We start from the raw sequence: 23,939 nt of genomic DNA, 5'->3' as shown, positions 1-23,939 counted from the left end.
TTATTTCCCCCTATTAATCACTTTTCCCTGTAACCCTTCAATTACATCTAATGCTTTTTCATGAAGTGAAGGGTCAAAACTTGCACAAAGACTTCCATCAACTATAATTTCTGCATTTCTATATTGAGACTGGAATAAAACCACGTTGCTGATTACACAAATATTAGTAACAACTCCCACGAATTGAATTTCTCCAACCTCTTCACCAATTTCTTCTGCTATTTTAATCATGTCCTCTGGAGAAATCCCAAAGCCCCTTTTTTCATAATGAAGGGTATTTTTTGACTTTGAAAACTCCCCTAATCTTCCATACAATTTATGACCTTCGCTGCCCTTAAGGCAATGATTAACTGGCAAGTTTTTTCCTTCTCTAGTTTGCAGATAATCTTCAAAGTGAGTATCATAGGTGAATATTACTTTATTTCCTGCCTTTAAATACTCCTTCACCTTGTTATAAATGCCTTCTTCAAGGGTTGTAGCTTTCTCAAAGCCTAGTGCTCCGTCCACAAAATCCTTTTGATAATCAATAACTACTAACAATTTCCCCATTATAAATACCTCCCTATATTTCATAAACCCTAATTTTTTCATGTTTTTTGCTCAAAATACTATTAGTTGTATAAATACCCTTTACTAAGTCACTATTTAGTAAGTTTCCTTCAAAAATTGTATTTTCACAGTGGGTAACTACTAAATAGATTTCACTAGTTCCCATTTCCTTTAACTTACTAGCTGTCATCATAAAGGTTCCACCCTTTGAACATAAGTCATCTACTATAATTGCCTTAAAACCCGCTTGCTTCACATGACCATTAATTTCAAGACTTTTTATGAAGCCTGTTTTAAAATCTCTTTCTTTATTTGCTGTTAATATATTTTCATAGTTTATTTCTTTACCATATCTTTTAGCAGCACCAGCATCAGGATAAACCAAATAAACGTCTTCTTTTCCCCCATTTAAATTCTTTAAAAGCTCTTCTGTTAAAACCTTAGTCATATTCACTACCCTAACTCTATCTAGCAAGGCAGTGGTTACCTCTGAATGAGGCTCATAAATTGTCACAGTTTCAAAGTTTAAACTATTAATTGTCTTGCATAAATGTTTTAAAGTAAAAATCATTACGCCTTCTGTTCTATCCATTCTACTATACGGCATGTATGGAATAACTAAATTGCACTTTATTCTTAGTTCGTCTAAATGATACTTTAAGAACATTAAGTGAGTAATATCTTCATCATTTTCAAATTTAACTTTTATTTCATTAAATCCTTCTTTAATTTTTAAACTCTCACTTTTAATAAAGGACTCCCCATTAGGAAATTTATTAACCTCTAGCTTCTCATCATTGAAATAAATCATTTTATACCACCCTAACTTTTTTAAAAATTATGTTCCCAGTTCTCATTGAACTTAAACATTTTAGCAGGCCTAAAGGGTCTACCTTCTAATTTTTCATCAGTTTCAATAATCATATCTCCCATTTTTCTTCTAAAATTTAAAATTTCTCTTCCCATAATAGCTTCATAAACATTTTGAAGCTCTTTTACTGTGAAAATCCTCGGTAAAAGGTTAAAGGCAATTGGAGTATACTCTACTTTGTTTCTCAATCTATCAATGGCATAATCTAAAATCTTATAGTGATCAAAGGCTAATTCTTCTGTGGAATTCTCTATTAGTTTATAGGAAGTTTCTTTTCTTCTAAAAACATCTCTCCCTACTTTCTCTATAACCTCATAATTGATGGTTACTTTTCCGTCATGAGACTTAAGCTTTAAAATATGCTTCTTTTCTATATACTCTTGGTGTTTTTCACAGCTTAAAAGAGTTTTATCTACCCAAAACCATTGACTTTTTTTATCATCCTTGATTTCTTTAATTTTTATACTACTTTTTTCAACTAATGCAAGATTTCCTACGCTAATAACTCTTGTTCTTTTATCTCTATCTACATCCCCAAAGGTATAAAGCTGCTCAGTATACACTTTATCTATTCCTGTCTTCTCCCTAAGCTTTTTCTTCGCGCCCTCTTCTAAGCTCTCTTCCATTTGAACAAAGCCTCCTGGAAGAGCCCATTTATCTTTATAAGGGTAGTCTTCTCTCTTAATTAAAATAACCTGCATACCTTTTTTGGGTACCTTTCTAAGATTATCTTCTTCTATATCCTCTGTTGTAAATATTAAAATATCATTGGTAACACTGGGTCTTTCATACTGATTTTCATCATAATTTTTTAGGAACTCTTCTTCCTTATTTATAAAAAAGTTATCCAAGGCAATTCCTCCTAAATTTAATTTCACTTAGATAATATCAATCTGATATTATGTGTTTATTATAAAACTTCTACCACTATATGTCAATGAGCCTTTCTAAAATTTTCTTTTTTAAATTTATGTAAACTTAGGAATCTTTTTATAATATAAAAGCAGTGCCTAAGCACTGCTTTTATATTATTCTCTACCTTCAGTATAAGTATATTTTAAATCTATAGTTCCAAAGGTTGGAGCTGCATAATTTTTAACAAATTTTCTTATAAAAGTATTTTTAAATCTCCATATACGAGGTGAAATTACGCCATCTTCATACACAAGAAGCCTTTCTGCATCTTTAAATAAGTTAGTTCGTTTCTCCATATCTGTAGTTTTCGCTGCCTCTTTGATCAAGTTATCATATTTTTCACTTGTCCATCCTGTATTAGTTATTCCAGCATTACTTATAAACAAATCAAAGAAGGTATTTGGGTCGTTGTAATCTCCAGTCCATCCACTACCTGCAATCTCAAACTCATATTGCTCTGTTCTCTTTTGGAAAACCGCCCATTCAACATATTCACACTCAACATTTATACCAAGCTTACTCTTGTAGTTTTGCTGAGCAAATTCAGCGAATTCTTTGGATCTTGCATCTGTACCTGACTCTAAATATTTGATATTAAGTTTTGATGGATCCGGATCTAATCCAAGCTCTTTTAACCCTTCTGATAGTAAAGTTTTTGCATCAGGATGTTGCTTCTTTAATTCTTCTACCAAATTATGATTAACTTTGTCCCTAAAGTCTTTACCATCTATCTGTATTCCAGGTGGACACCAAGCATATGCTGGCTCTGCTAACCCTCTATATAATGTTTTTGCTACTCCTTCTCTATCTTCTGCTATAATAAAGGCTTTTCTAACTTTTTCATTGCTAAAAAGCTTATTTTTTTGATTGAATAGTGTATAAAAACCTGTACCATCATATCCTTTCTTAACATCAAACTTTCCAGTTCCATTGAATTTATCTATCCACTCTTGCTTAGATACTCCTGCACTATCCAAAGAGCCATTATAAAGTTCATTCATTCTTGAAGTTTCTTCTTTTATAATTTTCATAGTTACTTTTTCTAATTTTACATTTTTAGCATCCCAGTATTCTGGATTTTTTTCTAGTTCAACTGTATTATTGTGAACCCAATTTTTTATTGTAAAAGGTCCAGAAAACACCATTGTATTAGCTTCAGCTCCATACATCTCTCCGTGCTGTGTTAAAATATCCTCTCTTTGAGGCTGCATAACCTTAAAGTATGTCAAATCTAAGAAATATGCACAAGGTGAGCTTAATGTGAACTCAATTGTCTTGTCATCAACAGCCTTAATTCCTAAATCCTCAGCCTTTGCTTTACCAGTATTAAACTCATTAGCATTCTTTATAGGATATAATAGAAAAGCATATTGAGATCCAGTTTTTTGATCTAGGGTTCTAGTAATTCCATATATATAGTCTTTAGCTGTAATTGGTTTACCATCACTCCATTTTGCATCTCTTAAAGTAAAAGTCCACTTTAATCCATCTTCAGACTGTTTCCATTCTTTTGCCCCACCTTCTATTATCTTATCCTTTCCATCCTTGTCCACAGTAATTCTTGTTAAGGCCTCCTGAGTGTTTGTTAACACCTGAGAAGCTACTGAATCTGTAGATTTTGATTGATCTAAAGTTTTAGGTTCTGCAGCAAGAACAATATTTAAAAACTGCTCTTTGTCCATCTTTGTTTCCTGTGCTGTACTATTATCCTTATTAGATTCCTTTGCATCTCCTTTTTTGCATCCCACTAGCAAAGTGGTTGATACCATTGACATAACAATTAAAGTTGCTAATAATTTTTTACTTTTCAATCCCATTTCCCCCTCTTTATGTTTACATTCTCATAAATCAATGAATAATCCCCATATTATTCATTTAAGTAAATTTATGGATTTATTTATTTATATTACACCATGTTTTTTCAATTTTCAATATATTTTTAAAATTATAAACATGATTCGTTGAAAATGAGTGTATTCATAAGCCTTTTTAGAAAAAATCAGCAATTACTTGTACTTTTTTCGCTTCACTGTAAGAGCCCGTAATTACAAGATTTTACTGGTATTGTTATAGGTAAAAAAAGTTCAACTTCCTATATAAAAATAAAAGTGATAAGGTTGTTTAACTCCTTACCACTTAATATCTAATCTAATTATTGTGATTACATCAAATCAAAACAAATTTTGTTGCTTTTTATTGGCTTCCATTTTACTTAAGTGCGTTCCTATGATGTCAGTGACATTTTCACCACGTCACCTTACCTCCAACTATTAATCTGTTTTACATACATGTACTTTGCAAAGCTATAGTAAATTATTTGAAGTAATAAATAAATACCTACTATAATCATTAAATAAAAGCTTAGGCTTGTTCTTAATAAATTACTAAAAGCTATTATTGCAAAACTTGTGTGACTAAAAGCTATTAAGAAGGGAAGAAAGAACATTATAAAACACTGAGTGCTAACAATTTTTTTAACTTCTTCAATAGACATTCCTATCTTTCTAAGTGCTATAAATTCCTGTCTATCCTTTTGAACTTCATTAAACATTTTAAAGTATAGGATGCTTCCTGTTGCTATAAAAAATAGTATGGCGATAAAGGTTCCTATAAAGAAGAACAGTGACATGCCAGTCATCAATCCTGAAATATCAATGACTCTTTCTCTAAAATCAAAAGCTTTTTCCTTTGGAACTTGACTTATGATTTCTTTCACTGCATCTACAGCTTTCATCCAGTTTTTTATGTTATATCCATAATAAACTTGTAGCTTTTCTTCTGTTAACTCACTCTTAATTTTATTGAAGTCCTCATCACTAAGAACAGCTGTATTAGTAGCTTCTTGATTTGCATTTATTATTCCTGAGGTAATTTCATCTTTTATAAGCCAGCTGGTTGATTCACCTTCAATATTTAGCTTAAGCTCCTTTTTATCCAGGAACATTTTTGCCCCTTTACCTCCTGTAAAGTTATAAGAATGTACTAAAACTTCACCCTTATTAATTGTAGTTGTGGGCTTTTTCTGTTGTTTTGCTAAGGAGTTATAATCACTATTACTCATAATATAAAAATCTTTATTATTTGCTAGTCTATTATATTTTATTGCTTCATTTTTAGGTAAATCCTCATTAGTCCCCTTTATTAGTATTATCTTATTTTTATATTGAATCTCATGTTTGTGAGCAGCTAAAATTTCTTCTACCTTTTCAGTGCTTATTATTTCATGGGTACTTAATCCACTTTCTACAAAGCTTATATCCTGTGGATAATTTAAAATTGCACTATGTTGAAGAGTCTTTTGAAAAGAGTATACACTTGCTGAAGCTGTAAGGGTTACCGCTGAAAGTATCGACACAGCAAATAATATTCTCGCATTATCTCTTAGCTTAAATATTATTTGGGACAAGGTTATCATATTAGTTCCCTTATAAAAAACGCTGCCATTATTTTTAAGCTTATTAGTAAAATACACGCTAAACTGTGAATAAAGCAGATAAGTTCCTGCTACAGTAACAATTAAAATTGGAAACATAGTAAATATTATAGCTTGGTTTGAGAACACTGCAGTGCTATAACCTACTCCTATTAGAACTATTGATAAAACTGCTTTCCTTCGAGAAAATTCTGGTATTGGTTTAGCAATTTTTTCTCCCTTTAAAAGTTCAATTATATTATTGTTTTTAATCTTATAACTTGCCATAAACCCAATGCCTTGAAACAACACTAAAAAACTCACTGTGGTTATTGCTATAGCTTTAACTGATATATTTAATGGAAGTTCTGCATCTAAAATTAGAATTGCTGAAACTGCCATGAAAAATAGTTTTGAAAACAATAATCCAAAAAGTAATCCCGTTCCTATGGAGAATAAAGAAACAATAAGGTTTTCAAACATTACATAGCTTCTTATTTGACCTTTTGTAAGTCCAAACATAGATAAAAGTCCAAATTCCTTCTCCCTAGACTTTAAAAAACTTGTAACAGAATAGTTGGTAAATACAACTGTAAAAATCAGTATTACAATTTCACAAAGAAACATGGCTTGGGCCGTCATTCCTCCCATTTGTCCCATTGTCTTCACATTTTTTACTTGTGGATTAAGCAGGAAATTAGCAAAAATAAAGAAAACCATAACCACTAAGGCATTACTTAGATAATACATTACAAATTTATTTAAATTACCCTTTATATTTTTAAATGCAATACTACGCAAGGTCATTGTATCTTCCTCCAATCATGGTTAATGAATCCATAATTTCCTTAAAGAAAGCTTGACGGTTGCCTCCTTTTACAATTTCTAAAAAGTGCTTACCATCCTTAATCATTATTATTCTCTGACAAAAGCTAGCTGCAAAGGGATCATGAGTAACCATCATAATAGTGGCCTTTTTTTCCTTATTAAGATTATCTAAAGACTCCATCACATCTTGAGATGCCTTTGAATCAAGGTTTCCTGTTGGCTCGTCTGCAAGTATTATTGCTGGGTTATGAATCAAGGCTCTTGCACAAGCTGCCCTTTGTTGTTGTCCACCTGAAGTTTCATAGGGTCTTTTATTTAAGATATCTTTTATATTTAATAGAGCAGCAATGTCCTCCACGCTTTTTTCAATTTTCCTTGGATTCATTTTATCAAGGACTAGAGGAAGTACTATATTTTCCTTTATAGACAGTGAATCTAATAGGTTAAAATCTTGAAAAATAAACCCAAGTTCCTTTCGTCTAAACAATGCTGACTTCTTTTCATCAAGTTTTGCTGGATTTGTTCCATTTATAAAAAGTTCCCCTGAAGACGGGGTATCTATAGTTGCAAGTATATTTAAAAGGGTACTCTTTCCACTTCCTGAAGGCCCCATTACTCCTACAAATTCTCCTTGATTTATATTAATACTAAATTTATCAAGGGCTTTTACCTTTAAACTTCCTCTTTTATCACCATAAATCTTAGTTATATTTTCAGCCTTTAATATTGACATATTATCCTTCCTTTCAATTTCAAATTTAGGGTTTATCTATAGGGAACGAAATCAAGACTAAAATTATACATAATTCCCTATCTTGGTTCCCTTAAGGCTTTTTAAAAACGAATAAAATATATCTTCATCTTGGAAGCCTATACAAAGCATAACTGAAAACCCTAAATATATTATAAAAAAAATAGAGAAATCAACCTATTGATTTCTCTTTCAAATATAACTTTAACCTTACAAAATTGAAAGGTTAAAATTTAAATATATTCTTGCCTTCATAAAATTCAATAGAAAAGGTAGTGCCCTTTCCTTTCTCTGATTCTACAGTGATATTATGATTTAACTCATCACAAACTCTTTTTGCTAAATACATTCCCATCCCCGTAGACTCTGAAGTTTTCCTTCCATTCTTTCCTGTAAAGAAGGCATTGAATACTCTACTTAAATCTTCCTTAGGAATTCCTATACCCTCATCGCTTATGGATAGAGTTATCTTTGAGCCCTCACAGTTAACTTTGAAACTTATGCTTTTACTTCCTCCAGTCTCAACTTTTGAGTATTTTATAGCATTAATAACTATTTGATTTATAACAAAGTAAATCCACTTTCTGTCTGTGTGTACTGTTATTTCATCATTGCAATGAATTTTAGGAAATATATGATATCTAATTAAGGATTTTTTATTATCATTTACCACTTTTCTCACAATAGAAATTATATCTAAAGTCTCCACATTAAAATCTAAATTAAACTCACTAAGCCTAGCATTATATAACATCATATCAAGACCATGAGACAACTTTTCATTTTCTTCAGCTATGCTACCATATATTTCTCTATTCTCCTCACTTTGCGCTTCTTGAAGTAATAAATTAATAACTGATACCGGAGTTTTCATTTGATGCACCCATTGGTTTATAAAATGTATGTACTGTTTATGTGCTTCTTCATACTTTATAGTTTTATTTCCACAGAGTTTATAGGTGTTAAGTAAAATTCTTTTAATTAATTCTTGTTCACTACTGTTTGGACTTCCAAGATTTAAAATATAATCTAAATCTTCCTTTGATTTTGATATTAAATCTAATTGCTTATAAAAATCTTTATTTCTATAATACTCATAAAGCAAAAACATCAACAGTAGAACTGCTGAAACTAAAAGTGCATATAGTACATTATTTATTGAAATATGATTTCCTCTTATAATAAAGCTTAAACTCATTATAAGAATTGCTATTAAAGTACTTAAAAAGCATACTATTATGTAAGCAATTCTATCCTTAAGGAACTTTTTAAGTTTCATACCTTCACCTACTTTTTACCATCTAACTGCTATTTTATACCCTTGACCTCTCTTAGTCTCAATAACTTCACTAATTCCAAGGTCCTCAAGTCTTTTTCTTACCCTTGTCATATTAACTGACAAGGTGTTATCATCAACAAAATCCACATCACTCCACAAAACCTCAAGTAAAGTTTCCCTTGAAACAATTTTATCCGCACTTTTAAGTAAGGAATATAAAAGCTGAAACTCCTTCTTACTAAGCTCTATGGTCTTTTCTTTATACTCAGCAGTATTTTGATTTAAATATAAAAATAATCCATTAACCTCCAATACTTCATTGCTGGAGGCTTCCGCATAATCTCCATAAACCCTTCTTATAACTCCTTTTATCTTTGCAAGAAGCACCTCATAGGAAAATGGCTTAGTAATATAATCATCTGCTCCATTTTCAATAGCCATAACTTGATCCATATCAGAATCTCTAGCTGAAATAAATATTATAGGCACCTTTGATACCGTTCTTATATCTCTACACCAATAAAAGCCATCAAACAAAGGTAAATTAATATCCATAAGAAGTAGCTGAGGATTATTTTTTACAAATTCTCCTTTCACATTTGAAAAATCTTTTACAATATAAGTTTTATATCCATATCTTTCTAGATGGTTTTTTATAAGGCTGCTTATCTTTTTATCATCTTCCACAATCATTATACTATACATTTCAAATCCTCCTCCATGATTTTAAGCTGTTCCATAGGACAAAAAAACAAATTTTTCTGTACCATATCCTCGCTAAAGCTAATTATGAAATAACTCTTGCAACAACCCTTGCCATCGAACCATCAGCTTTTATTTTTAAAGGAAAAGCTATGACTTCAAAACCTTGTACTTTGAGTAATTCATGAAGATTTGTTAAGTTCTCAATTATATACACCTTATTTTGTAAAAGCATTTTATGAATTTCAAAAGGATACCTATCTGGAGAAGGGATATCCATACCTATAACTTTAATATTTTTCCTTATTAAAAACTTACAAAACTCAATATCTATAATAGGATGTTCCTCATAATACTGAGAAGTACCATAAACTTCATCTAAGCCAGTGTAAAGAAGTACAATACTATTTTTCTTTATTAAATTCTCATATTCGAGTTTCATTTTGATTATACATTGATTTCTAACATCTATTATACATCCTTCTCCTATAAAAGAATCTAAGGGTATTTCTGAAATATATTCCACGCTTTCAGTTAAGTGCATAGGAGAGTCTATATGTGTGCCTGCATGCATACCAATTTCTAGTCTATGATTATTATAACTATTTACATTTAGGTACTCAGTTTGAACCAAATTTGTTTTCATATCTCCTGGGTATACTGGCATATCATCTTCAATTATTTGTGTTAAATCAACTAACTTCTCCAACTTCTCTAGCTCCTCTTCCACTCTTATTAGTAATTATATAATCCTATAAATTATAAGCTATTACTTAAAATACTTTACAACTATCATTAGCTCATTTTGATAGTTGTATATAATGTCCAAGAAAACCTTCATCTTGATTATTTAGGTAGATATTTTTTCTTTTTCTCGCTACCTTTAATCCACTCAGAATCTAAATCCATGTTGTGCTTTGCAGCTATTTCAAAAAGTAAGAAAAGCATATCATATACCTGATGCTGCATTTTATCTTCATTACCGCAGGAAGATTTAAGAAGAGCTAACTCTTCATCTAACATATTAAAAATATCCTCTTCCACCTCTGGTGAAAATCCAGCTTTAACCATAAATTCTTCAACTTCATCTCTATAAAAATTAAGACTCAAAAAATCATCTCCAATAGTTTTATTCTTATTATTCCGAATAGAGGGCATCTATTCTATTTCAATAAATTTTAATAAGTTTCTATATTAAATTTCATATAACTTATTATGATTTTAAAACTTCCCCTTATAAGTCACTGACTATAAACTTATACTAGAATTATAAACCACATATTTACATTATGCTATAAAAAAAGTCCACCTTTAAGATGGACTTTTAAGTCAATTTATGCACACTTTATAATTTAAAGATAGGTAACTTCTAGTAGTTAAAGAAGTTCATCAAGGCCATAAACTAAATAATTAGTTACAACTTAATACCCTTCTTAACTTTCAAGCTTTTCTAATTTTATATAACCCTTATTAAATAATATATCTATTAATTTTATCTTAGCCTTTTCTTCTGAATGAGCCTCTATTTCAATTGATTCATTTGAGTTAAAACTAAAGCTGAAAACCTTAGTTTTTCTACCAATTAACTTTGCAGCACACTCTCCATATTGCTTATAGTCCTCTGTGCCTTTTTTAATCTGCTCAATCTGAATTTTATATTCCTTAGCAAAGTTACTTATATCCTCCCATTTAAAGTCATGGTATGAATACATAAATATTTCTCCATCTTTTAACTTATTAAAAAATTCTTCTTTATTTAAGTACTTAGTCAAAAATTTCACAGTTTACCCCTCCCAACCTTAACCTATATAGGTTTTATAAATATTTCTTTATATTAAAACTTACGTATTTTTATTAAGGTTTTACGGGGTGCAAAGATAATATGTTAATTTTTATAGTCCATATTCCTTAATAAGTCTTTTATTAAGTTCCCAAAGTGCAACCTTATTTCCATCCCATTTCACATATAAAATAGCTTCTTCATAAGTCATCCACTTATACTCTGTATGTTCCTTTGAAAGTGTTAAATGTTTATCTATTACTCTAACACCATAACAATACTCAGGTATTACATATATACTTTTATCCCAATTAACACTATCCTTAAATTGCTCTGCTGGAATTGAACTAACTGTATCTAGCTTAAGATACTGAGATTCCTTGGATATTCCCCCTTCTTCCCAAGCTTCTCTTTTAGCTGCTTCACTAACTGTCTCTCCATCTTCTCCTCCACCTGAAATAGCTTGCCACCAATTTGCATCACTTCTTCTGAAAATGGCATATTCTATTCCATTGGCGCTTATATAATAAGGAAAAACCAAAACTTGATAGGGTGCTCTCATATTAACCCTTCTTTCTTGCTGTAATTTAATTATTCTTAACTGTTGAATTTATAAATAAGTTTCTCTCAAGGGTAACTTCCTATAAGTTATAACTCAGCCACTTTTAAAAACCACATTTAAATTTTTTGAACAATATCAATGCTATGATGTGTCACTCCCACCATATCTGATCTCTCACAAATTGCAAGATGATATTTCATATATAATTCAAAGGTCTTCTCATCCATAGCATCCACAGTTTCTCTCATAAAGTTTGTAATTAAATCTGTGGCTACATAATGAAGTCTTGCGACCCTAAAATTATCCATTAATTTAAATATGTCTTCTTTACGATATAATTCAAATATCTCCTCTGGACTAGAAAAAGCTTTAAAGGTTTCAGTATCAAGCAATCCTTTATGGAGCAATGTATCAATATTTCCACCTCTAAACCCATAGCAAATAATTGAAGCATCACTTATGCAATAAGCTGTAATCAATATACCACCTTTTTTAGTAACTCTAAGAGCCTCAGATAAAGCCATAATCTTATCACTATCTGTGTAAAGGTGATACATTGGTCCTAACAGTAAAGTTGCATCATAGGTCTCCTCTTCAAAACAAGATAAATCTGTAGCATTTCCTTGTCGTACAGAAATCTTCATATCCTCTGTAACTTTACTTTTAAAAACCTCAATGTTATGTTGTATTAACTCTATGGCATCAACCTGATACTCTCGTTTTGCCAGTGCAAGAGAATATCGTCCTGTTCCTGCCCCAATTTCAAGAATTTTTGCACCTGGTTTAAGATACTTCTCAATATAGTTCATAGTAGTTAAAAACTCTACTTGTCCATGTTTGGAAAGTAACCTACCTTCTTCATCATAACTATTGTAATAGTCTTCTAAATATTTTAACTCTTCCATTTATAATAACCCCCAATTTTATGTATAAAATAATGTTTTCAGCCATATTTATAATTATTTTGAATACATGAACAAATATTAATGTGCATCAATATATTTATAAGATAGCTGTGTTAGGCATTAAGTATATGAATTTAAAAATACAATTTCTTCTTTTTTCTTTTTAATTCTTGGTTTTATTTCACCCGCAGGATATCCGAAAACAAGTATTTCAGATGGTATATATGATGAGGGCAAGTCTAATAATTCTGAAACCTCACTAACCTTAAAATAAGAAACCCAAGTTGAATAAACTCCATGTTATAATGCAGCTAAAACCATATGGGTTCCCGGTATTTTGCTTTGGTGCTCCTCAGAATTTAGCCTACTGTAAAGTGCTTTATTCATATTTAATATTTCATTTTTCAACTCAGGAAACCTTGATACTTGAATATCTCTTCCTCCTCTTTCATCTTCTACAATGGTTGTACACAAAACAATTAATAAAGGAGCAGATGCAATCCATTCTTGATTATAGGAAGCTACTGCAATCTTCCTTATCAGTTCTTTGTCATTTATTATTCCAAACATCCATGGCTGTTCATTTCCTCCAGATGGAGACAGCCTTCCTGCTTCAATAATATAGTCAACAATATCTTGAGGAATTTGCATTTGCTTAAACTTCCTCATGCTGCACCTTGTTTTTAATAAATCAACTATCATGTCTTCCTCCCCCCAAAAAATTCTTTTATGCTTTAAAACTTTTGCTTTGTTCTATATGACTCTGCTACCTGATATACTTCAACACTAATACTAATAATTCGCTTTTTTTAGTTAACTTTCTATTTAATACCTTTAACTAATTTTACTATATATTCATTATTATTCCAATATTTTGAATCTTATAAATCTAATCTATATTTATAGTGCTTTTATTTTCTCTAAGTAAAAAACTTCCTTTATGGTAATAATATTAGAAAATTGTGATTCTAATCACATAAGTTGACATACTAAAAATAGTATAATTTTTATATAATTGATATTAATTATCATTTGAATATATTTACTATATTCAACACGAAAATTATAACCCGTAGAATAATAAAATATATACAATTTAATGGATTGAACAAGAGATATTTATGTCAAATTTATAAATTATTAAGTAGCTTACATCCCCCTATGACTCAAGCCTAAGAAATCCTTTAATTTAAGAATTAATTTACCTCTATATAATTTATTGTAGTTTTGAAAGGAGTTTTGTTTATGAAAAATGATATACATTACATCACAATTGATGGCAGAGGAGAACATGAATCCTTTAAGGACTGTGTCACAAAAGCAATAGTAGATTTAAAACCTGGTGAAGGCATCCATGTTATTAAGGATTTCGAGCCCTTTCCTATGTATAAAATGATGGAAAGTAAAGGTTTTGATAAGTATGTTGAAAAAATAAGTGATGATGAATACCACGCTTACTTTTTCCCAAAGCCTAAGCTTCATGATATCGAAATGCACAATCACTTAAATGTAGATAAAAAAAGAATTGAAAAAATGGTTAGTATTAAGCTTGATTATTTCAATGGCAAAATTTCTCTAGAAGAAGCAAAAAACAAAATGAAAGCTTCCTTTGAAAAAATTACTGCGGAGGAATTTGCTATAGCTGAGCAACATTTAATAAGTCATGGAATTTCTGATAATGTTTTAACAGAAAGATTAGCTGAAATTCTAGAAATTTTCGATGGAATTCTAGTATCTACTGAAGTTGATGTGCCAAAGGGTCACCCCATTAGAACTTATATGGATGAAATAATTGAAATTAAAAAAGTTCTTACCTCTATGAGTGAGCAGCTTAATAAAAAATTCATTAAGAATCAGTGGCTAGAATTATATGATAAGCTTAGTCAAATAAGCATTCATTTTAGTAGAAAACAAAATCAATTGTTCCCTGCCCTTGAAAAAAGAGGCTTTGATAAACCTTCTAAAGTTATGTGGACCTTAGATAATAATATCAAAGATATAATTAGAAAATCTAAAACTCTTTTAAGTGAAGATAAAGATAAAGAATTCTTAGCTCTTCAACCTGAAGTCATTGACATGGTTAAGGATATGATGATTAAAGAAAATGAAATCTTATTCCCTACAGCTGTGGAAATGCTTACAAATGAAGATTTTATAAACATGAGAATTAGTGATGATGAAATTGGTTACTGCTTAATAGATAACCCTCCTGCCTTTGTGAATGCTAATTCTCTTGAAAATGGCGAAAACATGAATATAGATTTGCTTAGAGATTTAGCAGCAGTTCTAGAAAAACATGGTGTTTCTTCTAAATCTAATGAGGATGAAGTATTAAATGTTAGTCAAGGTCTCCTTACCCTGAAACAAATAAACTTAATTTTTAAGCATTTGCCTGTGGATTTCACCTTTGTAGATGAAGAAAACCTAGTTAAATTCTATAGTGATACTAAGCATAGAGTTTTCCCAAGAAGTGCAGGAGTTATAGGAAGAGCCGTTGAAAATTGCCATCCACGGGAAAGTGTTGATACCGTTGAGAAAATTATTAATGCCTTCAAGGACGGAACTCATAATGAAGCTGAGTTTTGGCTAGAAATGGGTGGAAAGTTTATATATATCCTTTATACTGCCGTTAGAGATGAAAAAGGGAACTTTAAGGGTGTTCTTGAAATGATGCAGGATGCCACTCATATTAGGAGCTTAACTGGAAGTCAAAGGCTTTTATCTTGGAATGATTCGGATACTTCTACTTCAAGCAAAGAAGAAAGTAATGATATTCCTAAAAATCAATATAATATAACAAAGGATACTCATATTGGAGGCTTACTTAAGGAATATCCTTATCTAAAAGACCTCCTCATAAATTTAAGCCCAAAGTTTGAAAAACTTAATTCTCCATTTTTTAAAACTATGGCTGGAGTTGCTACCCTTGAAATGATTAGCTCTAGAGGTGGATTTCAGGTTTTAGATTTGATAGATAAAATAGTTGAAGAGATTAATAGAAAACAGGGTTAATAGATTAAGAATTTTTAGTAATGCAATAGAATCTATAATTAATTAAGCTAGTAAGGATAACTTCCCTACTAGCTTTTTTCAATAATATTTAAAATACGTCATTTACTATTTGATGACTCTATAAACTTTAATCACTTTCATTAAAGTTTATTATCACCACTGTGAGAGTTTTTCAAAAGTGCCTTCTTTGTTCTTAAAATGAGAAAAACATAAACATTTCCTCTTTATTTGCTGATAAATTCATATTCTTAATGAAAGACTTCTAATTTTTTAAAGTTAAAATTTAACAATTATTTATTACCTACAAAACTTGCCTTTGTAATATAATGTATTATAAGGAAATAATGTGATCTAAATTATTTATCTATGATTTATAGAAGAGGTGAGTTGTCATATTTATTTTAATATTCATGGCAGTTATATTTTTTATCTTTGGAGTAGCTATAGGCAAGTACAAATGTTATTGGTTAATTAGCGGATATAATACTGCAAGTAAAGAAGAAAAACAAAAGATAGATATCGAAAACACAGGAAAAATTATTGCTAAAATGAGTTATATAGTGGCAGCTATCAACTTTTTAGGGGCTTTAGCAGCTTACTTTTTTCAAGCTTCCAAGTCAATATTAATTTCTATATTTCTAATGTTGATAGTTATTTTTTATTACGTGTGGAAAGCACAAAAATATGATCATAGTTCTAATGCTAAGATTGCTAAAATTATTCTAGTTGTAACTATGGTATTGGTGATTGCAATTAATATACCTATTTTTTATGCTACTAAAAAATCTTCAGATGTAGAAGTATCAAATGATTCCATAAGAATCACTGGAACTTATGGTAGAACTATTACAAAGGAATCTATTACTGAAATTAAGCTTATAGATAACATTCCTGAAATCAAAATGAAAACTAATGGTATTGGTCTTGGGAAAATTCAAAAGGGAAATTACAAATTGGAAGGCATAAACAAAGGAGTATTATTCCTGGAAAATAATGATGGTCCTTTTATTCAAATTACCACTAAATCTTACACTATATTTATTAACTACAAAGATGATGCTAAAACTTTAAACATATACAAAAAAATAAACAATGAGTTTAATTAGATATAATTTATTTCTCAGTAAAAAAGCACACCTTTACGATGTGCTTTTTCTATTTTAAACAAGACTTACTATACATAAGTTGCAATATTATATCTATATTATTAGATAATTTTAAGAAATGTATATTAAAGAGAATTCAAAATAGAATTGGAGATATTTATGCAGTATCTTTATATCATTTCATATACATAAGAAAAGTTAGTCTTAATTTTCCTCACCTTAATAATATGTTATAAGCTTCCTTAGGATCCCGTAGAAGTGTACCTTCTAACTCCAATTCTCCAGAATATATAGCTAGGTATTATAAATAACAAAGCTACCATTGGAGATAACATATATAAAACCTTACTATCTTCATATTTACCTATTAAAAATAGAAATGGATAATAATTTATAAAAGCTAAGGGCACTACAAAGGTAAAAAACTTTAATACCCAATTCTTGTAAATATCTAAGGGGTATTGGGCAAGTTCTCTTCCTCCATCGGTAAAGATATTCATAAATTCAAGACCTTCAATAGTGAAAAAGCATATCCCTGCATAAATCATAAAAAGTGAGAAGAATAAAACAGTACCACCTATAATCATCAGTGTTAAAGTCAGTATCTTTTCTAGATTCCAGGCTACTCCACTGGTAGCTATTCCGTAAATAAATACGCCAAGGGCTTGTAGTAATCTTCCTATTCTCGAAAGTTCAATTCTAGACCCTAAAACTTGAAGTACTTCATTTTGTGGTCTTACCATTATTCGATCAAACTCTCCATTAGAAATTATGGTAGAAAAAGAATCAAAACCTCTCCCAAAGCACTCAGCTAAGGCAAAGGACATGAAGATAGTACTAAAACATAGTAATACTTCATTAAAAGAGTATCCTTTTATGCTCCCAAACCTACTAAATAAAAAATACATACTTAAAAACGAAAAAAATGTAGTCAATCCCTGTCCAAGGGCTGTAAGGATAAAAGAGGTTTTATATTGTATAGCTGATTTTAAATGAATTGAAAAGTATTTTAAATAAAGTTTCATCTTCCTAACCTCCTTGCACTATGACAGTCTTTATGGTTTTTGATAATAAAAACTTACCAAAGAGAATTAAAATCACTGCCCAAATTCCTTGCAGTGCTATTGCCTCTAGAGCCCCATATCCACTTAAGTTTCCACTATAAATTCTAAAAGGCACATTTTGCATAGCTGCAAAGGGTGAAAGATAAATATATTTAGTAAGCCATTCTGGAAGAAAAGGTAGAGGTACCAGTCCTCCAGACAGAAAATCTGCAGTCATAACCATTGCAAGCCTAACTCCCATTGGAGATATGGTGTAAAAGGTAAGAATATAAACTAGTATACAGTAAGCTACCACCACTATAAATGCGCAAAACATAGCAAGTAAAAATAGTGCTGCAGCATTCATTGAACTTGGTAAGTTAAATTTATAGGGTGTTGGTAAAAAATAAGCAATGATAAGTATAGGAAAGCATCTTAAAAGGGTTTTTGAAAGCCTTGTGGCACAACTTTTTGCAAACCACAAATTATAAATATCTAAAGGTCTGCATAACTCGTAAGAAACATTACCACTACTAATAAGCTGAAATATTTCATTATCTAAAAACCAAGTCATAAAAAGTGCTAAAAAAGCTTGTTGTAGCCAAATGTAACTAGCAAGTTGTGAAAACTCCATAGGAGCCATTTGTGGATTACTACTGTAAAAAGTTTCATAGAGCATTATATACATAAATCCCCAAGCGAATTGAGTAGCAATCCCTGCATAAGCTGCTGCCCTATACTGAAGCCCTTGTATAAATCTGATTTTAAAATAAGAAATATATGATTTCATATCTTATACTCCTTATAAAGTCCCACTACCACATCATCTACTGTTACAGAGTTTACACTAAAATCTAATACCTCTACTTGAGAGGCAAGATAACTTATAGCTGAAGACACTGATATTCTAGAACTATCTACTGAAATTACTGCACGAGATGAATACCTCTCTACAAACTCTAAACCTTGTGGCAAATTACTTATATTTCCTAGGTAATCAACTGTAATTGTTCTTTTTTGATTGAATTTTTGCTTTAAATCTTCTATATTTCCATCTAATAGAACCTTACCTTTGCCAATAAGGATAATTCTTTTTGTTAGTGCTTCGATGTCTTGGGTATCATGAGTGGTTAAAATTACTGTGGTTTTATTTTCTCTATTGATGTTTTTTATAAAGTCTCTCACTGCAATTTTTGATACTGCATCAAGACCTATGGTGGGTTCGTCTAAAAATAAAATTTTAGGACTATGTAAAAGAGAAGCTGCAATTTCACATCTCATCCTTTGTCCAAGACTCAGCTGTCTTGTAGGAACTTTTATTATATCTTTTATATTTAACATTTCACAAAGCATGGAGGAATTCTTTTTAAATTTATCTTCTGGTATTCTATAAATATCTTTTAAGAGTTCAAAGGAATCTCCTACTGGCACATCCCACCAAAGTTGAGATCGTTGCCCGAAAACTACTCCAATGTCCCTTACATGACTAACTCTATCTTTCCATGGAGTTTTTCCATTTATCCTGCATTCACCTTTATCTGGATATAAAATACCACTCATTATCTTAATAGTGGTACTTTTCCCTGCACCATTTGGACCAATATATCCCACCATTTCCCCTTCTTTAATGGTAAAAGAAACATTGTCTAAGGCCTTTACTTCTTCGTACTCTCTAGAGAATAATGCCTTTACTGCTTTTTTCAGTCCTGGGTTCCGCTTAGCTACCTTATAAGATTTTGATATGCCCTTCATTTCAATCATATTATCCCCTCCAATCTAATTATCAGTTTTAATAACAAAAAACCTACTTTTCTTTAAAAGCTTATTGCTAAAGTTTAGCTTGTTTAGCCTTCTTAGTTTTTCATTAAGAAACCATCTCATATTTATTCTTTAAAAAATCACAAGAAAATTGGTCGAAGTTAAATTATACCACTTTTATACTGTAAAAAAAAGTATATAAGCAATTAACTTATATACTTTTTGAATATTAATATTAACTTTTAAATGTTTTATGAAAATCAAAGTCACTAAGACCTTTTACCTCAAACTTTTCCCTTACTCTTAAGGCTCTCTTAAAAAGTAAGTAGGCTACACTAAATATTGTTCCTATTTAAGCCTATTATATTCTATCTTTATACTCTTCAATTAAGCTATTCTTTATATTCCAAAGTTCTTCGGATAAATCTACATAATACTTATGAGGGTATTCAAATCTTTTTAATTCATCCCAAAGAGAGTTAACTTCTTCTCTACAGTAATTTTTTATTTCCTCTATTTTAGGTAAATTATATACAAGCTCACCTTTTTCAAAGATCTTAACTTGCAACCTTCTTGCTTTAAAATTCTCTACAATCTTCTTTTTCCAAGTAAAAACAGGGTCAAATAAGACGTAGGGCTTTGTTTCATCAATTACTTCATGATGAATTGTTAAAATATCTGCTATAGCTTTGCCACTTTCTTTTTCATAAAGTCTCCACAACCCTTTATAGTGGGGATTTGTAACCTTTTCCACATTTTCAGATAGTTTAATTCTTGGAACTATTTCTTCTCCTTCTTTTACAGCCACTAATTTATAAACTCCTCCAAAAACAGGCTCGCTTTTAGAGGTGATTAGTCTTTCGCCTACTCCAAAGGTATCTATATAAGCTCCTTGAGAAATTAAATCCTTAATTATAAACTCATCCAAACTGTTAGATGCAACGATTTTGCAATCCCAAAGCCCTTCTTTATCTAAAACTCTTCTACATTCCTTAGAAAGATAAGCCATATCTCCACTATCTAATCTAATACCTTTTAGCCTTTTTCCTAGTGGTTCTAAAACTTCTTTTGCAACCCTTATTGCATTGGGAATCCCACTTTTAAGTACATTGTAAGTGTCTACTAAAAGAGTGCAGTTATCTGGATAGATTTTAGCATAAGCTTTAAAAGCTTCATACTCATCCCCAAAAAGCTGTACCCAAGAATGTGCCATAGTGCCTATAGCTGGAATACCCATTTCCATATCTGTATAAACATTGGAACTGCCTATAGCTCCAGCAATGTAGGCTGCTCTGGCTCCATAAATTGCACCGTCGTAACCTTGAGCTCGCCTTGAGCCAAATTCCATTACATTTCTTCCTTGGGCTGCTCTCACAATCCTACTAGTTTTAGTAGCAATTAGGCTTTGATGGTTTATAGTTAATAAAATCATAGTTTCTATGAGCTGTGCTTCTAATATTGGTCCACACACTGTAAGAATTGGTTCATTTGGAAAAACTACTGTACCTTCTGGTACTGCCCAAATATCACAAGTAAACTTAAAGTTTCTTAAATAATCTAAAAAGTCTTTACTAAAAATCCCTTTAGCTTTTAAAAACTCTATATCACTTTCTTCAAACTTTAAACTTTTAATGTAATCAACCACAGCTTCTAGACCGCATGCTATTGCAAAGCCTCCTTTATCAGGAACTTTTCTAAAGAACATATCAAAGTACACCGTTGTATCCTTAAAGCCATGGCTTAAATATCCATTACTCATAGTCAATTGATAATAATCCATAAGCATGGTTAAATTTCTAGGGTCATTAAAAAATTTATTCATTTGCGCCACATCCTTTTGCCTAACAATTTCTTAATATACCTCTAGTATTACCTTTGTTCTTGGTTAATATTTCATTAATTTATCCAAGGACAAAATTTCTTTTCTAACAAATCAATGGATTTAAAAATTACTAACCCCATAATGCTCAAGGCTAATATCCCAGCAAACATTTCTTCATAATGAATTATGGTAAAGGAATTCATTATGAAGTATCCAATTCCGTATACTGTTGCAAAGTTTTCACTAAAAAATAATACAGAAATGCTAATCCCAATAGTTATTCTTAGTGAGGAAAATAGTTTTGGTAATATGGCAGGAATTATTAAATGTATGTATTTTTCTCTTGTGGAAAGTCCTAAGGTTTCCATAGAATTAAATAGCCCCCTTGGTATTTCCTTAATTCCATCTCTTACTGCAATTTGTATTTGAAATACAATTATTGTGACAATAAGTATAACCTTTGGCACATCCCCAAATCCAAAGAGTATTAGAAACACAGGAAGAAAGGCTATTTTTGGTATAGGATAAAGTATATAGGTTATTGGGGAGCATATGCCATCTATCCTTTTGCTAAGGCCCATTGCAATTCCTATTGGTATTGCAATGACAAGTGAAATTAGCAATGCTAATATAATTCTATAAAAACTAAAGAGTAAGTGTAATATTAAGTCTTTTCTTAGCAGCTTGAAAAAAGTTACTATAGTTATAAAGGGTGATGGTATTATGGAGGAGTTAATTAATAAGTGAGCTATATACCAAAATAAAAGTATGACTATACTTCCCTGTAAAGTTTTATTTTTAAATATAGTTTTTAAAGGTGTTATTTTTGGTATAACCATTTCCGTACCTCCCTACAAATATTATAATAACTATCTTTCTCTCTTATATCACTTTGTCCAAAGTAAGGATTATGAATAACCTTTTTAATTTTAGTGTTTTCCATTACAATTATTTTTTGTCCTAAAAATACAGCTTCCTCAATGCTATGAGTTACTAATATTAAGGTCATTGGATGATTTTTGTATAATTCTAATATTAAATTTTGTAATTGCTCCTTTGTAATTTCATCTAAAGCTGAAGTTGCTTCATCGCATAGCAATAAATCTGGATTTAAAACTAAGGTTCTTCCAATTGCTACCCGTTGCTTTTCTCCTCCACTAAGTTCATGAGGATACTTATTCTTATGCTGTGTTATGGATAACTCTTTTAGCATGTTCTCCACTTTATTCTTAATTAAGTTTTTATCTATCTTTCTTACCTTAAGTCCAAGGGCTATATTATTCCACGCATTTTTCCAAGGTAGCAATCCCAAATCCTGAAGTATAACTCCTGTTTCTTGCCTTGTTCCCTGCAAGAATTTATTGTCTATTAGTACTTCTCCACTACTTTCTTTTATAAGACCAGCTAATATGTATAATAAAGAAGTTTTTCCGCAGCCAGAAGGTCCGATAATAGCACAAGTTGAATTTTTTTCTATGTTCAGTTCAATATTATCTAACACTAATTTTTCTCCATAATTTAAGCACAAATTCTTAACATGAATCATAACTCCACCTCTTTAGAGTAAAAAACACCCCAAAGGGCGTTTTTATACTATTTAGCTTACTAGCTAGTTAATGTATTAATTATTCTTTATAATCTCTATGTATTAAATACACATTATAAAAATACTAAATATTTTATCTTATTTAATAAAATTGAAATTTCCTATATCCTCATATTTATAATCATTTTTCACAGTATTTTTTGTCTTAGTCCATTTTAATACATCTTCAAAGGTTTCTTTTGGTATTGCTCCAGCCTTTTCATATTTTGCTCCACTACCTAAGTAATTCTTAATAGTATCTGAGAAAGTATATTTATTTAAATAACTTCCATAGGTCTCTACGCTTTCTGTATTAATTAGTTCTACAGCTTTATTATAAGCTCTATAGAAAGCTTTTACCCCTTCAGCATTATTTTTTATAGTATTCTCATCAAAAATTACTGCCCCTGCTTTTATATTGTATTCTTTAGAAGAAGCTAATACCTTAGCTCCTTTTTCTTTTAACTGAGTAGCTTGTGGCTCTGTAAATACAACCCCACTGATCTTATCTGCTAGAATTGCTTCGAATCTGGCAGGAATTGAAGGTATATTTACAACTGAATAAGTTATATTGTTTTTTTCTGCCATCTTATCCATAATATATTCCAAAACAAAGTTTGGAACTAAGGATACATCTTTTTTATCTAGTTTTTGAAAAGTATCTATTCCAGAGTTTGGTGAAGTTAATAGTTTGAAATCTTCATTTATATCCGAAGTAATTTTCATTTTAAAGCCACCGTCATTAAGGCTCAAAGCAGTCATAACATCTGCTATTGTACCATCTAATAGTTTCCCCTGAATTGCTGCGTTTCTATCATTAGGTGAGTTGAACATAGTTAGCTCTACGTTTAATCCTTCCTTTTCAAAAAAACCTTGCTCCTTAGCTACTATAAAAGGTATAGCAGATTCTGCTGGAAGAAGTCCAAATTTTATTGGCTCTGTTTGTTTTGGCTTACTTTGGCAACCTGCAAAACCTAAGCTAGTAGTTAGTATTATAACTGATGTAAATATTGATAATATTTTTTTCATGTTATTCCTCCATTGTTATTTAAAATATAT

At 30.6% G+C, this 23,939-nt stretch carries 23 protein-coding genes; 2 read left to right on the top strand and 21 right to left on the bottom strand.

All coding sequences use genetic code 11. From position 1 onward, the window contains the following. The 14 genes from B3040_RS04660 to B3040_RS04595 form a co-directional block, all read right to left on the bottom strand. A complete protein-coding gene (locus B3040_RS04660; protein ID WP_291570706.1) occupies positions 1-549 on the bottom strand; it encodes a cysteine hydrolase family protein in 549 nt (182 codons plus the stop codon). Positions 550-562: 13 nt separating this feature from the next. Beyond that, a complete protein-coding gene (locus tag B3040_RS04655; protein ID WP_291570704.1) occupies positions 563-1,360 on the bottom strand; it encodes a ribose-phosphate pyrophosphokinase in 798 nt (265 codons plus the stop codon). Between the two features lie 20 nt (positions 1,361-1,380). Further along, a complete protein-coding gene (locus tag B3040_RS04650) occupies positions 1,381-2,271 on the bottom strand; it encodes an NUDIX hydrolase (RefSeq protein ID WP_291570703.1) in 891 nt (296 codons plus the stop codon). Between the two features lie 177 nt (positions 2,272-2,448). Then, positions 2,449-4,146, bottom strand: a complete 1,698-nt coding sequence (locus B3040_RS04645; protein WP_291570701.1) for a peptide ABC transporter substrate-binding protein — start codon at positions 4,144-4,146, stop codon at positions 2,449-2,451. A 446-nt stretch (positions 4,147-4,592) separates the two neighbouring features. Next, positions 4,593-6,554 carry an FtsX-like permease family protein gene (locus B3040_RS04640; RefSeq protein WP_291570699.1) on the bottom strand — a complete coding sequence of 654 codons (1,962 nt, stop codon included), beginning with the start codon at positions 6,552-6,554 and terminating at the stop codon, positions 4,593-4,595. Then, positions 6,541-7,308, bottom strand: a complete 768-nt coding sequence (locus B3040_RS04635; RefSeq protein ID WP_291570697.1) for an ABC transporter ATP-binding protein — start codon at positions 7,306-7,308, stop codon at positions 6,541-6,543. The genes B3040_RS04640 and B3040_RS04635 overlap by 14 nt, the downstream gene beginning before the upstream one ends. Positions 7,309-7,552: 244 nt before the next feature. Then, positions 7,553-8,605, bottom strand: a complete 1,053-nt coding sequence (locus tag B3040_RS04630; RefSeq protein WP_291570694.1) for a sensor histidine kinase — start codon at positions 8,603-8,605, stop codon at positions 7,553-7,555. 15 nt (positions 8,606-8,620) lie between these two features. Further along, entirely contained in the window at positions 8,621-9,310 is a 690-nt protein-coding gene (locus tag B3040_RS04625; protein WP_291570692.1) for a response regulator transcription factor, read from the bottom strand. An 82-nt stretch (positions 9,311-9,392) separates the two neighbouring features. Then, positions 9,393-10,016, bottom strand: coding sequence for a cyclase family protein (locus B3040_RS04620; protein ID WP_291570690.1), 624 nt, complete (start codon positions 10,014-10,016; stop codon positions 9,393-9,395). Between the two features lie 137 nt (positions 10,017-10,153). Beyond that, positions 10,154-10,417: a hypothetical protein gene (locus B3040_RS04615; protein WP_291570688.1), complete on the bottom strand. Its 264-nt coding sequence runs from the start codon at positions 10,415-10,417 to the stop codon at positions 10,154-10,156. Positions 10,418-10,740: 323 nt separating this feature from the next. Then, positions 10,741-11,088: a hypothetical protein gene (locus tag B3040_RS04610; protein ID WP_291570686.1), complete on the bottom strand. Its 348-nt coding sequence runs from the start codon at positions 11,086-11,088 to the stop codon at positions 10,741-10,743. 111 nt (positions 11,089-11,199) lie between these two features. After that, complete coding sequence (locus tag B3040_RS04605) at positions 11,200-11,649, bottom strand: NUDIX hydrolase (RefSeq protein ID WP_291570684.1); 450 nt, start codon at positions 11,647-11,649, stop codon at positions 11,200-11,202. A 116-nt stretch (positions 11,650-11,765) separates the two neighbouring features. Continuing rightward, entirely contained in the window at positions 11,766-12,554 is a 789-nt protein-coding gene (locus tag B3040_RS04600) for a class I SAM-dependent methyltransferase (protein ID WP_291570681.1), read from the bottom strand. 300 nt (positions 12,555-12,854) lie between these two features. Then, positions 12,855-13,256 carry a nitroreductase family protein gene (locus B3040_RS04595; RefSeq protein WP_291570679.1) on the bottom strand — a complete coding sequence of 134 codons (402 nt, stop codon included), beginning with the start codon at positions 13,254-13,256 and terminating at the stop codon, positions 12,855-12,857. Positions 13,257-13,799: 543 nt separating this feature from the next. Here B3040_RS04595 and B3040_RS04590 point away from each other — a divergent pair. Together B3040_RS04590 and B3040_RS04585 are read left to right on the top strand one after the other, a co-directional pair. Further along, on the top strand, positions 13,800-15,566 hold the full coding sequence (locus B3040_RS04590) for a PAS domain-containing protein (protein ID WP_291570678.1): 1,767 nt from the start codon (positions 13,800-13,802) through the stop codon (positions 15,564-15,566). A gap of 410 nt (positions 15,567-15,976) precedes the next feature. Continuing rightward, complete coding sequence (locus B3040_RS04585; RefSeq protein ID WP_291570676.1) at positions 15,977-16,672, top strand: DUF3784 domain-containing protein; 696 nt, start codon at positions 15,977-15,979, stop codon at positions 16,670-16,672. Between the two features lie 242 nt (positions 16,673-16,914). On the opposite strand, the gene B3040_RS04580 is transcribed toward B3040_RS04585, so the two are convergent. The 7 genes from B3040_RS04580 to B3040_RS04550 all read right to left on the bottom strand — a co-directional run bounded on the left by B3040_RS04580 (position 16,915) and on the right by B3040_RS04550 (position 23,909). Next, entirely contained in the window at positions 16,915-17,697 is a 783-nt protein-coding gene (locus B3040_RS04580; RefSeq protein WP_291570674.1) for an ABC transporter permease, read from the bottom strand. 4 nt (positions 17,698-17,701) lie between these two features. Then, positions 17,702-18,505: an ABC transporter permease gene (locus B3040_RS04575; RefSeq protein WP_291570672.1), complete on the bottom strand. Its 804-nt coding sequence runs from the start codon at positions 18,503-18,505 to the stop codon at positions 17,702-17,704. Continuing rightward, positions 18,502-19,476, bottom strand: a complete 975-nt coding sequence (locus B3040_RS04570) for an ABC transporter ATP-binding protein (RefSeq protein WP_291570670.1) — start codon at positions 19,474-19,476, stop codon at positions 18,502-18,504. The genes B3040_RS04575 and B3040_RS04570 overlap by 4 nt, the downstream gene beginning before the upstream one ends. Positions 19,477-19,834: 358 nt before the next feature. Next, the gene (locus B3040_RS04565) at positions 19,835-21,295 is read right to left on the bottom strand and encodes a nicotinate phosphoribosyltransferase (protein ID WP_291570668.1); all 1,461 of its coding nucleotides are present in this window, start codon (positions 21,293-21,295) and stop codon (positions 19,835-19,837) included. Positions 21,296-21,369: 74 nt separating this feature from the next. Continuing rightward, positions 21,370-22,134, bottom strand: coding sequence for an ABC transporter permease (locus tag B3040_RS04560; protein WP_291570666.1), 765 nt, complete (start codon positions 22,132-22,134; stop codon positions 21,370-21,372). Continuing rightward, positions 22,116-22,841: an ABC transporter ATP-binding protein gene (locus tag B3040_RS04555; RefSeq protein WP_291570664.1), complete on the bottom strand. Its 726-nt coding sequence runs from the start codon at positions 22,839-22,841 to the stop codon at positions 22,116-22,118. Before B3040_RS04555 ends, B3040_RS04560 begins: the two co-directional genes overlap by 19 nt. 138 nt (positions 22,842-22,979) lie before the next feature. Next, entirely contained in the window at positions 22,980-23,909 is a 930-nt protein-coding gene (locus B3040_RS04550) for an ABC transporter substrate-binding protein (protein ID WP_291570662.1), read from the bottom strand. Positions 23,910-23,939: the final 30 nt, after the last annotated feature.

The sequence above is a fragment of the Clostridium sp. UBA4548 genome (assembly GCF_002387895.1).
Lineage (GTDB): Bacteria > Bacillota > Clostridia > Clostridiales > Clostridiaceae > Clostridium_J.
Note: the sequence above shows the minus strand (reverse complement) of the source record. Positions and strands in the feature narration are given on the sequence as shown.